Origin of the sequence: Candidatus Tisiphia endosymbiont of Sialis lutaria, from assembly GCF_964026535.1 — a bacterium.
In the GTDB taxonomy this organism is placed as follows: Bacteria; Pseudomonadota; Alphaproteobacteria; order Rickettsiales; family Rickettsiaceae; genus Tisiphia.
The window spans coordinates 43,858-57,093 of the sequence record NZ_OZ032153.1 but is presented as its reverse complement, the minus strand read 5'-3'; the positions used below and the strand labels follow the sequence as shown (position 1 = coordinate 57,093).

10 protein-coding genes and 1 tRNA gene are annotated in these 13,236 nt (G+C 33.7%); 7 read left to right on the top strand and 4 right to left on the bottom strand.

Translation table 11 applies throughout. From position 1 onward, the window contains the following. The first annotated feature begins 16 nt into the window (after positions 1–16). Positions 17–955, top strand: a complete 939-nt coding sequence (locus tag AAGD20_RS00285; RefSeq protein WP_341748979.1) for an RluA family pseudouridine synthase — start codon at positions 17–19, stop codon at positions 953–955. Continuing rightward, positions 952–1,899, top strand: a complete 948-nt coding sequence (prmC, locus tag AAGD20_RS00280; protein WP_341748978.1) for a peptide chain release factor N(5)-glutamine methyltransferase — start codon at positions 952–954, stop codon at positions 1,897–1,899. Before AAGD20_RS00285 ends, prmC begins: the two co-directional genes overlap by 4 nt. Positions 1,900–1,941: 42 nt before the next feature. Here prmC and AAGD20_RS00275 read toward each other — a convergent pair whose 3' ends face one another. After that, positions 1,942–2,094, bottom strand: a complete 153-nt coding sequence (locus tag AAGD20_RS00275; RefSeq protein WP_094648787.1) for a Sec-independent protein translocase subunit TatA — start codon at positions 2,092–2,094, stop codon at positions 1,942–1,944. A gap of 375 nt (positions 2,095–2,469) precedes the next feature. On the opposite strand from AAGD20_RS00275, the gene AAGD20_RS00270 reads away from it, so the two are divergent. Further along, positions 2,470–2,958, top strand: coding sequence for a Na+/H+ antiporter subunit E (locus AAGD20_RS00270; protein WP_341748977.1), 489 nt, complete (start codon positions 2,470–2,472; stop codon positions 2,956–2,958). Positions 2,959–3,516: 558 nt separating this feature from the next. After that, positions 3,517–6,432 (top strand): 2-oxoglutarate dehydrogenase E1 component, encoded by a 2,916-nt coding sequence (locus tag AAGD20_RS00265; RefSeq protein ID WP_341748976.1) that lies wholly within the window; start codon positions 3,517–3,519, stop codon positions 6,430–6,432. A 113-nt stretch (positions 6,433–6,545) separates the two neighbouring features. On the opposite strand, the gene AAGD20_RS00260 is transcribed toward AAGD20_RS00265, so the two are convergent. Then, a tRNA-Val gene (locus AAGD20_RS00260) sits at positions 6,546–6,622 on the bottom strand. 309 nt (positions 6,623–6,931) lie between these two features. Here AAGD20_RS00260 and cmk point away from each other — a divergent pair. From cmk to murA, 3 genes are all read left to right on the top strand, one after another. After that, complete coding sequence (gene cmk, locus AAGD20_RS00255) at positions 6,932–7,582, top strand: (d)CMP kinase (RefSeq protein WP_341748975.1); 651 nt, start codon at positions 6,932–6,934, stop codon at positions 7,580–7,582. Positions 7,583–7,782: 200 nt separating this feature from the next. After that, the gene (locus AAGD20_RS00250) at positions 7,783–9,513 is read left to right on the top strand and encodes a 30S ribosomal protein S1 (RefSeq protein ID WP_341748974.1); all 1,731 of its coding nucleotides are present in this window, start codon (positions 7,783–7,785) and stop codon (positions 9,511–9,513) included. 379 nt (positions 9,514–9,892) lie between these two features. After that, positions 9,893–11,167, top strand: a complete 1,275-nt coding sequence (gene murA / locus AAGD20_RS00245; RefSeq protein ID WP_094648791.1) for a UDP-N-acetylglucosamine 1-carboxyvinyltransferase — start codon at positions 9,893–9,895, stop codon at positions 11,165–11,167. 105 nt (positions 11,168–11,272) lie between these two features. Here murA and thyX read toward each other — a convergent pair whose 3' ends face one another. After that, the gene (thyX, locus tag AAGD20_RS00240) at positions 11,273–12,169 is read right to left on the bottom strand and encodes an FAD-dependent thymidylate synthase (protein WP_094648792.1); all 897 of its coding nucleotides are present in this window, start codon (positions 12,167–12,169) and stop codon (positions 11,273–11,275) included. 12 nt (positions 12,170–12,181) lie between these two features. Next, on the bottom strand, positions 12,182–13,162 hold the full coding sequence (locus tag AAGD20_RS00235; RefSeq protein ID WP_341748973.1) for an FKBP-type peptidyl-prolyl cis-trans isomerase: 981 nt from the start codon (positions 13,160–13,162) through the stop codon (positions 12,182–12,184). Positions 13,163–13,236: the final 74 nt, after the last annotated feature.

Genomic DNA, 13,236 nt, shown 5'->3' with positions numbered 1-13,236 from the left:
TAAAATATTTTAGCTAATGAAAGAATATAACATACCCCCAAATTTAGATGGGTTTAGACTTGATAAGGCTGTGGTAACACTTATCGATAAAAAATCTAGAAGCCAAGTTCAGAAGATGATAAGTGACTTTCAAGTACAAGTTAATGGTTTGATTATTTCTGATTCTAACTTTAAGGTCAAGGAGAATGACATTATTTCAGTATTTTTTAAAGCCCCTGATCCATTAACAATGCAGGAAGCTGATATTAAACTTGATATTTTTTATGAAGATGAAGATTTAATAGTTATCAATAAAGCAGCTGGTATGACCGTTCACCCTGGCAGTGGAAACCACCAGGATACCTTGGTAAATGCCTTGTTACACCATGCAAAATCTTTATCTAGCATAGGAGGGCTGGAAAGACCTGGTATTGTTCATCGTTTGGATAAAGATACATCCGGGCTTATGGTGGTAGCAAAGAATAATTTTGCCCATGTACATCTTGCAAGTCAGATAGAAAGTCGTAATTTGGTGCGGAAATATAAAGCTTTAGTTTGGGGTATTATCAATCCACAAGAAGGGGTTATAAGCAATAATATTGGTAGAGACCGTATTTTACGGCAAAAAATGACTATTTTAAAATTTGGAGGTAAAGAGGCAATTACTCATTATAAAACGGAGAAAATATTTTTTAATGGTATTATAAGCATGGTGGAATGTCGACTTGCTACCGGACGAACTCATCAAATTAGAGTACAGTTAAGCCATTTAAAGCATTCTGTAGTAGGAGATCAAACTTATGGCAAAAATAGCAGAAAAGTTAACTACAATTTTAGCATTGTACCACAAAAATTAATGGATTTCAAGAGGCAAGCATTACATTCTTGGTATATAAGTTTTTCCCACCCGGTAAGCGGTAAATTGCTAGAATTTGAATCCCCCCTACCATCGGATATTACGGAAATAATCGAATGAATATAAAAAAATCCTTAATTAACGCTGCTAGCAAGCTGCAAGCTGTAGGTATTAAATCAGCCCACTTAGAATCACGCATATTGATGCAACATGCGACTAATAAGTCTATTGAATATTTATTAGCTAGGTCAGAAGAAGAATTGACCCGACAAGAGCAAATTATTTTTGATAATCTGGTTAATAGACGAACATTACTAGAGCCAATAGCCTATATTGTAGGATATAAGGAATTTTATAGTTACCAATTTATCGTAAATGATAAAGTACTTATTCCTCGACAAGATACCGAGACTATTGTAGATGCGATTTTAAAGGATGTTATAGCTAACTCGATTAGTATCACCCCTTGCTATTCCCGTACTCCTGATCATTCCCGCGTAGGCGAGAATCTAGAACCCGCACCAAAGCAGAATGACATCGAGGAGCTAACCATACTGGAACTTGGTACTGGTAGTGGTTGTATTGCTTTAAGCTTATTATTAGAAATGCTAAATGCTAATATCAATGTTAATGTAACTGCTACTGATATAAGTAATGAAGCTATTGATATTGCTCGGCAAAACGCTATAAAATATAAGGTTTTTGATAGATTTAAGATAGTTAATAGTAACTGGTTTGAGAATTTAAAAAAGCAAAAATTTGACATTATTGTAAGTAATCCACCGTATATTTCCTTTGATGATACTATTTATATGTCTCCTGAGACCATAAAATATGAACCACACTTAGCTTTATTTGCTGAAAATAATGGTTTAGCGTCATATTACATAATTGCTAAAGAAGCTAAGGGTTTTTTAAAACAGAATGGTAAATTATTTTTAGAGATTGGTTTTAATCAAGCGGCATCTGTTACAGAAATATTTATAAATCATGGCTATACGGTTCAGCAAGTGTATAAAGATATAGAAGGTCTAGATAGAGGGCTTTTGATTATAGTCAATTGATGAAAAATTAACTATAAAGTAAAAATAGTAAGGCTATTAGCATTATTCATCTTTTTTCTTATCATCTTTCATTCCTTCCTTAAAAGCTTTAAGACCTTTAGCAAGGTCTGACATTACTTGAGGCAATTTACCAGCACCAAACAACACTAAGATGATTAATAAGATCACTAATAAGTGACTGAAGCTCATTCCCATAATATCAATTTTGTAAGTTCTAAGTTAAAGATAATAATCTATATACTCGATAATCAAGTTTTTTTGCAGATTTGAATAAAATATAGAACCATGGTTGTCATTCCTACTTCGGTGCGATATCTATAATAGATTCCCGCCTACGCGGGAATGACAAATTTTGCGTTTAAAGATATCTCTGCAAAAAACTTGATTATCAAGTATATATAACAAATAAGATTAAATAATACTATAGCAAATATTGTTAATTTGATCTAGTATGAAAAAATTTAAAACTATAGTCAAGTCAGGAAAATTTGGGGCTAGGAGTAACAAGTAACAACGTTCCCAACTTCTCATCAATTAACTATACATCGATTGTTAGCGGAATAAAAGGATATGATGCACACTAGAATCTTTACTTTAATTATGTTGTTATTGATATTGTTTGGTCTAACAGGTTTACCTACAGATATTTTTACGTTGTTGATTTCCTCGATTATTGTCAGTATAACTTATCTTTTTGCGATAAAACTCAATTTAATGCCCCGTAGGGTTTATTTAAATTATCATTCTATACTATATTTTACTTGGCTAATTAAAGAAATACTGCTATCTAGCTTAGGGGTAATGAAGATTATATGGCGGAAGAATCTTAACTTGCAACCAGTTTTTGAGTGGATTGATTCAGAGCAAAAAAACGATACTAGTCTTGTAGTATATGCTAATTCTATTACCCTTACGCCAGGAACTGTAACGCTTGACATAGCAAATAATATGTTATTGGTGCATGCTCTGGAACAATCATCAATTGACAATTTAAAGTTTGGTGATTCTACTATGAGCAAAAGGGTACAGCAAATTTGCTGTCGTGGCAAAGAGGCATGAGCCATAGTACTCTACAATTTTTTATTTATTTCCTTATGATGAGTAAAAAAGCTTACTGCTAAGCGTCATTGCGAGGAGCTACTTTAGTAGCGACGAAGCAATCCATAAGAATTAGTATAGATACATCAAGACTATATGGATTGCTTCGTAGGCTTACGCCTCCTCGCAATGACGTTTTTATGCTGTTTAATACTTATAGAATAAAAATTGTAGAGTACTATGGGCATGAACCAACGAAACAATATAACAAGCTTCGTGGATTGCCACGCTTACGTATGTTTGCTTGCAATGACGTATAAGCGTTAGTTTAAGAAAACAATAATTGAGAAACCGTCATTGCGAGGAGACCGTAAGGTCGACGAAGCAATCCAGAAATGATTAAAAATCGATTGCCACGCCACCTACGGTGGCTCGCAATGACGTATATGCCTATAGCAAGACCACGTAGTGGTCAATGAAAAAAAATAAGCAATACCGCAAAAAAAATGAACACAGCTATTAGTGGAGCAAAAAAATCTGCTATGTTTATAAACATAACCTAATCAGGAATAAGAAGTTATGGACAAAAACTTTAAACAAACCAGCTTTTTATTTGGTAGCAATGCTATCTTTATAGAAGAATTATATCAACTATATTTATCAGATCATACAGCAGTTGATAAAAGCTGGCAAAATTATTTCCAAAATATTGAAAATAATATAGTCAATTCAGGAGAAGTTGATGCTAGGAGCGATGGAGCGACGCCTATAAATAATAGGCGAGCGACGAGTGACGACGTCACCAACTTCTCATCAATTGACTATAATAGCCATCAGGTTACAAAAAGCATTGCTCATATTATCACTTCGCCTTGTGAAAGAGGGGAGGGGCTTGATACGGATTTTTCTACTGTTACTAACAAACTTAGAGTAAAAATGCTGATTGCCAGCTATCGCAAATATGGACATTATTTAGTAAAACTAGATCCATTGAATCTTGAAGCTCTTAAAACAAAAAGTCAGTTGAAGCTTAATATAGAAGATTTTGGTTTTACTAAAGATCAGTTGAATAATATTATAGAAATTGACGATCAATTTTTTGGAATAAAATCATGCACAGTTAGTGAACTGGTTAATTTGCTCGATCAAACTTATGCTAAAGATATTGCTATAGAGTTTGATCATCTGACAAATGAAGATGAAAAAACCTGGCTTTGTGAACAAATGGAAAGTAACATTCAAACTTTTAATGTATTAACACAAGATAAGAAGGATATACTACAAGATTTAGTAGAAATTGAGGGATTTGAACAATATCTACACACAAAATTTCCTGGGGCAAAGCGTTTCTCAGTAGAGGGGGGAGAGGCAGCTGTCGTAGCTATAGATAAAGCTATAGATATGTCTATTGTTCATGGAGTAGAAGATGTCGTAATAGGTATGGCACATCGAGGAAGACTTAGTACCTTAACTAAGGTAATGACTAAACCTTATAAAGCTATTCTATCTGGATTTATGACTGGCAGTATCTTGTCAAATGATTTAGGTATTTCGAGTGATGTAAAATATCATATTGGCTATTCGTCAGATCGAATAAGAGGTCAATCTAAGGTTCACCTCTCTATGGCAGATAATCCTTCGCATTTAGAAGCGATAAACTCAGTGGTAGCTGGTAAAGTACGAGCAAAACAGGACAACATTCAAGATGTTAATCGTCAAAAAGTAATGGGTATTTTAGTGCATGGTGATACTGCTTTTTGTGGTCAAGGTGTAGTAGCTGAAAGTTTATTTATGTCGAATTTAAAGGCTTATCATGTTGGCGGAACTATTCACTTTGTTATTAATAATCAGCTTGGCTTTACAACAAATAGTTATGATACCAGACCAAGTAGATATTCTACTGAATTTGCTAAAATAATTAATAGTCCAATTTTACATGTAAATGGTGATAATATTCAAGCTGTACTCAAAGCTACTAATATGGCAGTGAATTACCGACATAAATTTGCTAGAGATATAGTCATTGAGATCGTATGCTATCGTAAATACGGTCATAATGAAGGTGATGAGCCTATGTATACTCAAGGTGCTATGTATAATGTAATAAAAAATAAACAATCCCCTGCAACAATTTTTGCCAGTGAACTGATGGCAGAAGGAATAATTGACCAAAATCATTTTCCTACGTTAAAAGAACAATTTAAACTAAAATTAGATCAAGAATATGAATATGCTAAAAATTATCAAACACAAGCTCAGTACTTAGAGGGGTTATGGTCTGGTTACACTAGGTCAAATGCTAAAATACTCTCTACTGGTGTTAGTAAAAATACTTTAAAAGAGCTTGGTATAAGGCTTTGTCAAATACCAAAAGATTTCCCTTTAAATCCTAAACTTGTAAAATTATTTGAATTAAGAGCAAATATTTTAAAGCAAGATAAACCGATCGATTGGGCAACTGCAGAGCAATTAGCATTTGCCAGTCTATTAAATTCAGGTACCAGAATACGTTTTACTGGTCAGGATTCTGAGCGTGGCACTTTCTCTCACCGTCATGCAGTATTGCATAGTCAGGTAGATAATAGTACCTATACACCATTAAATAATTTATCGCAAAGCCAAGCAAACTTTGAAATTGCTAACAGTAATTTATCTGAATATGCGGTTTTAGGTTTTGAGTATGGCTATTCATTAGTTAATCCAAAAAATTTAGTAATTTGGGAAGCTCAGTTTGGCGATTTCGCTAATGGAGCTCAAATAATTTTTGACCAATTCATTTCCAGTAGTGAAAACAAATGGCTCAGAATGAGTGGTATAGTAGTGCTACTACCACACGGATTGGAAGGGCAAGGTCCAGAGCATAGTTCTGCAAGATTTGAGAGATTTTTACAGCTTGCTGCTGAAGACAATATTCAAGTTACCTATCCTACAACCCCAGCCTCATTTTTTCATTTATTACGTCGTCAAATATACAGTAATATTCGTAAACCACTAATAGTAATGTCACCAAAATCTTTATTAAGACATAAAATGGCTGTATCCCCTCTATCGCATATTGATGAGAATACAAGCTTTGCCCCTGTACTAAACGAAATTAATGAGACGATAAATGCCAAGGAAGTAACACGAGTTATATTATGTAGTGGCAAGGTATACTATGATTTATTAGAAAAAAGAGAAGCAAAAACTATTTCAGATATGGTAATTATTAGAGTTGAGCAATTATATCCGTTTGAAAAAGATGTTATCATTAAAATATTAGGTAAATATAATAAGGCTAAGGAGTTTATTTGGTGTCAAGAAGAATCTAAAAATATGGGAGCGTGGAATTTTATTAAAGACCACTTAAATGACACCCTAAAAGATATGTCAATTAATAATCAATTTAAATATGTTGGTAGAAATGAATCTGCTTCACCTGCCGTTGGGGCACTGAACATACATAATGAGCAGCAAGAAAAATTACTTGAAGAAGCCTTGGGCAAATATAGCTAACCAGACTATAGTCTAAAAAGATAACATTAGGATTTTTGTCTGAGAAGTGACATATGAGTTACATATGAAATGGTTATTAAGATTATAAAAAACCCTGAATGGCGGATAAATACTGGTGGGCGGTAGTGGACTCGAACCACCGACCTTTACGATGTCAACGTAATGCTCTAACCAACTGAGCTAACCGCCCTTATTTTTTCCTGCTTTAATTTTATACTTAAAGCAACAAAATATTCAAGTAACATGTCTAATCTATAATAGCCCTAATTTCAAGTTTTATTTGCATTATTTTAAATATTCAGCTAAAATCTACGAGAGTGTCTGCGATAACGAAAGTAATTCTATATCGGGTTCTTTTTGGCTGCGAATAAACATGATTTTTTTGAAATAGATACACTATCCTGTAAAAATCATATCTATTCTTGCCGAAAAATAGCTCAAAATATAATTAATTAGTTCAGTTATTATAGGCAGCCTCCTAGCATAAAATTATGAATAAATGACCTTAAAATCTCAAGCTTTGGATATCTGCAATAATTTTGTAGTGGCACTGGATGGTCCAGCGGCATCAGGTAAAAGTACAATTGGACGAATGTTAGCACAAAAACTTGAGCTCACCTATTTTCAATCAGGTATTGTATACAGAAGCCTTGCTCTTTCTTGTATAAAGCAAAAAATTGATCTTACTGATATAAATAGAATAATTGAATTATCTAAATCCACGGAATATATAAAAAATTCAGAACTTGATAGTGAGGTTGTAGGTAATATAGCCTCACAGGTTGCCGTTATACCGGAAGTAAGAAATAATCTGGGAATATATTTGGTAAAATTAATAAAAACAATTCCTAGAATTGTAATGGAAGGTAGAGATATTGGAACAGTAGTGGCACCGAAGGCTGATTTAAAGATTTTTATTAAAGCAGATATTGTTATTAGAGCAAAAAGAAGGTATAAAGAGCTGCAAAAGAAAGATGGAGAATGTCTTTTTGATGTAGTTCTAAAGCAACTGGAAACAAGAGATAAAAGAGATATAGAGCGTGATATCGCTCCGTTAACTGTCTCTCCAGGAACTTTAGAAATTGATACTTCTTATCTATCACCAGAAAAAGTGATTGATAAGATTATGGAGTTTATTTTAGTTAGGTAATATCAACATATTTTATGTGCAATAGGTTGTTTTATCTACATTTATTAACCATTCATAGTTAATTTAGTTGGATTTGCTGATCAGTGAGATAGAAGTGAAACCTAAATTTAGGTCAACATCTAAGCAACTCACTCGAGCAAATTCAAATCAATTAACTATATTTATTATACTAGGTGGCACAACTAGTATTAGAGAATAATATGCAAAAAATTAAGAAAAAATTTGTTTCCCAACTTGCAGAAATTAGCCTTCAATCTCATGAAGATTTTGCACAAATGCTTGAAAGCATAAGTACTAGCCATATAAAAGAAGGTACTGTTGTCAAAGGTCAAGTAGTAGGTATCGCCAAAGGAATTATCATAGTTGACGTTGGCCTAAAGAATGAAGGTAGAGTTCCGGTAGAAGAATTTGCCTTGGCTAGTAATCAACCTTTACCAGAAGTTGGTGATATAGTTGATGTCTATATTGAGAAAATTGAAGGTCGCAACGGTAGAACTATATTAAGCCGTGAAAAAGCTATTAGAGAAGAATCATGGGGACATTTAGAAATTGCATGTGCTCAAAAGCAGTTTGTGGATGGTGTAATATTTGGGCGTGTTAAAGGTGGGTTTACCGTTGATGTATCAGGGGTTGTTGCTTTCTTGCCTGGAAGTCAGGTAGATGTTAGACCAATAAAAGATATTTCTTCGTTAATGGGTATCAAGCAGCCATTCCAAATTTTAAAAATGGATAAGAAACTTGGTAATATTGTGGTTTCTAGAAGAGCCATACTTGAGGAATCAAGATCCGAGGCTAGGGATGAAATGTTATCGAAAATTAAGGAAGGGATAATATTAGATGGTACAGTAAAAAATATCACTGATTACGGTGCATTTATTGCTTTAGGTAGTTCAGGTAATGTAGACGGTCTATTGCATGTTACTGATATTTCATGGAGCAGAATAAATCACCCTTCAGAAGTTTTATCGCTAGATCAAAAAGTTAAGGTTATAGTTATAAAATTTAATGAAGAAACTAAGAGAATTTCACTTGGTATGAAGCAACTTGATCATAATCCATGGCAAAGTATAAAAGAAGAATTTCCGGTTGGTACGATAATGACCGGTAAAGTAACAAATATTGCTGATTATGGAGTATTTATTGAGCTAAAAGATGGTATTGAGGGTCTTGTACATTCAAGTGAAATTAGTTGGGTAAAATTAAATCAGCATCCTAAAAAAATGCTTACTATCGGTCAAGAAGTGCAATTTACCATTTTAGAAGTTGATACTGATAAACATAGAATATCTTTAAGTATTAAACAATGTCAAGATAACCCCCTTATTGAGTTTGCTAAGCGTAATCCAATAGGTAGTATAATTAAAGCTCCAATACGAAATATTACTGACTTTGGTATGTTTGTAGCACTTGATGACAATATTGACGGCATGATTCATGAAACGGATATAAGCTGGGACGGTAATGGTATTGAATTGTTAAAAACATATAAAAAGAATGACCAAATAGAATGTAAGGTTTTATCAATTGATATTGAAAAGGAACGTATAAGTTTAGGTATTAAACAATTAACTGAAGAGACGCAGCAAGATGAATTTGAGCTGTATAAAAAAAATATGATCGTTACTTGCTTAGTCACTGCAGTTCAAGATGATAGAATAGAAGTGGCTTTAGACGATAAAGTATCGGGCTTCATCAAGAAGGCTGATCTTTCTAGTGAAAAAACCGAACAAAAAACTGAAAGATTTGCCCCTAATGACAGAATTGATGCAAAAATCATCACCATTGATAAAGCATCTCGTAAAGTTACTTTATCAATAAAAGCCCTTGAAATAGACAGGAGAGAAAAAGCTATCAAAGAATATGGTTCTGCTGATAGTGGTGCTAGTCTAGGAGACATACTTGGAGCAGCTCTTGACGATAGTAAAAAATGATAAATTGTTTAAAGTCGAGGTAAAAACACCGACGTTATTGTGCATAAGCGTTGGTTTAAGAAAATAAAGTAGAAAAGTTGTCATTGCGAGCCACCGTAGGTGGCGTAGCAATCCATAAAAGAGTGGATTGCTTCGTCGGCTCACGCCTTCTCGCAATGACGATTTTAGCTTCCAACGTCATTGCGAGATCGCGTAGTGGTCGCAGCAATCCAAATTTAATCACTTTTCTGGGTTGCTTCGTCGACCTAAAGTCTCCTTGCAACGACAGTTTTTCAATTATTGTTTTCTTAAACTGACGCTTATGCTTTGGCTTACGCCTTCTCGCAATGACGTCAGTTTGTTATAGTCAATTCAGATTATTATATATTAAGGAATTCCTATGGACAGTTTAATAATTAAAGGTGGTATTCCCCTTGAAGGTAATATTAGCATTAGCGGAGCTAAGAATTCGGCATTACCGATTATGACAGCTGCACTTCTTACAGATAAGCTTAGTATTAATAATATTCCAAAGCTTACCGATATTCTCACAATGAAGAAATTACTTGAGAATTTAGGCAGTGTTGTTACGGTAACTGATCATCAAGATTACTTAAGCATGGATATCGATAGTAGCAATATTAATAATTTTACTGCCCCATATGATATAGTACGTAAAATGCGTGCTTCTATTTGGGTTCTTGGACCATTACTCTCTAGATTCTCTAAAGCTAAAGTTTCCTTACCTGGAGGATGTGCTATAGGGGCTCGACAAGTAGATTTACATATAGCAGCATTGCAAGCTATGGGAGCAGATATTGATGTGGATCATGGCTATATTAACGCTAAAATCACAGGCAGATTAAAAGCTGTACATTTTGTTTTTAAACAAATATCTGTTGGAGCAACAATTAATTCTATAATGGCTGCTACTTTGGCTAAAGGGGAAACGATATTATCTAACTGTGCTAGAGAACCAGAAATTGTTGATCTATGCCATTGCCTTAACAAAATGGGGGCAGAAATAAATGGAATTGGTACAAGTGAAATAACAATTATTGGTAAATCTTATTTAAAACATACCAACTATTCGATCATGCCGGATCGTATTGAAGCTGGTACCTACATGATGGCTGCTGCCATTACTAAAGGCAGTTTAAATATTTATGGAATTAACGGCAATATTGTTGAAAATATAGTATTAAAACTCATTGAAGCTGGCATAAAAGTTGAACCCATTGATAATGGTTTAAGAGTTTCTTATGTAGATAAATTAAATCCTGTGGATATTCATACAAGTCCATATCCAGGTTTTGCAACAGATTTTCAAGCTCAGTTTATGAGTCTTATGACCCTTTGCAGCGGGTCTTCTACCATCACCGAAACTATTTTTGAAAACCGTTTTATGCATGTTCCTGAATTATGCCGAATGGGGGCAAATATAATAATTAAAGGAAATAGTGCTATAATACACGGAGTACCTTTTCTGACGGGAGCTGAAGTTATGGCAAGCGACCTCAGAGCATCGGTATCTCTAGTATTAGCTGGACTTGCCGCCAACGATACAACAAAAATACGTCGAATCTACCACTTAGATCGTGGATATCAAACATTGGAAAAAAAATTAAGTAACTGTGGGGCAAATATAGTACGAGTTACAGGAGATAATGTTTAAAAACCAGATATAGTCAATTAATGAGAAGGTGGTGATGTTGCCACTCGTCACTCCTGCTACCCAATTTCCCTGAATTGACTGTATCTAAACACCTCCTTTATTATTTTACCCACCAATAACTTGCATTAATTCATCCCATTCTCTTTTGGTCATACCACTAGACTCTAGCGTGACATCTTCTTTATTAATTAGTCTTTTTATGACAGCCAGTCCTTTTTTAGAAATATTATTACCCTCTAGCCTATATTCCTTAAAGGCATCATACGTAAAAGGTACCCAAGCTTGTACTATTTCTAGCATTTTTTCTGCATATACTCTGATTTCATATTGGGCATGAGAATCGGCTCGGAGTAGCAGAAAATTTAATAAATTATGCAAATTAATTTTCCAATACCATTCTGTATAATAGTTCAAAGTTAAATTCATTCTTGCCAGTTCCCTAGTAATACCTAAGGTATTTTCATCAATAATATTGCCATGTTCATCCTGATTCATCATTTCAGTATAATGCTGATAGCATATTTTAGCATCTTTTTCTAGTAGCACTAATACTTTATCTGCAATTTTTTCTGGAATTTTTTCATCACTTCTTCCTTGCTTATTTATTGTAGATTGAGCAGCAAGATTCTGTTTTTCTGGTAAATAAAATTCATTTCCTAATATAGAATATCTAGCTGAATATTCATTAACACTAGCAGTTCTATGACGTATCCACTGTCTTGCAACAAAAATAGGTAGTTTAATATGAAATTTGATATCACACATTTCAAATGGTGTGGTATGTTTATGACGCATCAGGTAATTAATTAGCCCCTTATCTTGGCTTAGTTGTTTTGTCCCTTTACCATATGATACTCGTGCTGCTTGTACTATGCTACTATCATCCCCCATATAATCAATAACTCTAATGAAACCATGATCTAGTACTTTTATCGGTTCAAATAATAATTGTTCGAGAGCTGGTACAGTTGCTCTTTTAGTATTATAAGTAGTATCGTGCATTTTTTTCCTCAATTACTCTGTTTGAAAATTTGTTAATTCCAGCATTAAATATTCATCCACAGGAATCTTACTTTGATTAAGCATTTTATTGATATTAGAACCAAGGGCTTTAAATAACTTACCTTTAGCAATTACTGTTCTAGTGCCAACTGGTACTTTACCATGTAGAGCATATGATACAATTAATGGGTAATTAATATCACCAATTTTTATATCTAGCTTTTTCCCTTCTTGTGTCGAGTCATAAAGTACCTGCCCATTCGATAATTTAGTAATCTTTGCGTCAATTCCTACTTTATCTCCACATAATAATGGCATCCTATAAGCTATTTCATCATCAAATATCTTTACTTCATTACTATTAACAAAATTATTAGGTAATATTGAATTTAAGACAATATTAACCCTATAAGGTGCATCATAGTCTTTATTTTCTTCGTTAGAAGATGTATATTTTGTAGGAAATATAGCTTGTCTGGTTTGTCCAACCATCATCCCTACTACTACAGAATCAATTCCTGGCATGATCGCTCTAGAACCAAGAGTAAAGGTTTTAGTATTTTCGCTGAGTAAATTATTGTTAATATCCAATAATTGGTAATGTAATGTGACTACATGACCACAAGTCGCTGGACCGACAGTCCCATTACCAAAGGTGTTAATCTTAAACATTGGCTGAATTAAATCTCTATTAACCTCTATAGTATATTTACCATCAGCAATAGGTTTATTAGTTGGTTGTAGTAAATTTTCAAAGAATAGTCGACCTTCTTCTGTTTTAAGAGCATTGATCAAAACTTTTGAAACAGTTTTTTCAAGGAAATTACCAGTTAATGGTATATTTGCTTGCTCAGGGGTACTAGTATTGTTACTACTTTCAGCTTCAGTTGTCTGAACCTTAGGGGCATTTTCCTCAGGCGGAGATTGCATTTTCATTTGTACAATAGAGTAAATAATTGCGGCAGCAATTATAAAAGTTAGAGCTTTTTGCATATAATATTTCTTCTTTAAGTATCTTTTAGTTTGGTTTTATAGCTAACCATGCCTAACATTATTCCGTCATTGCG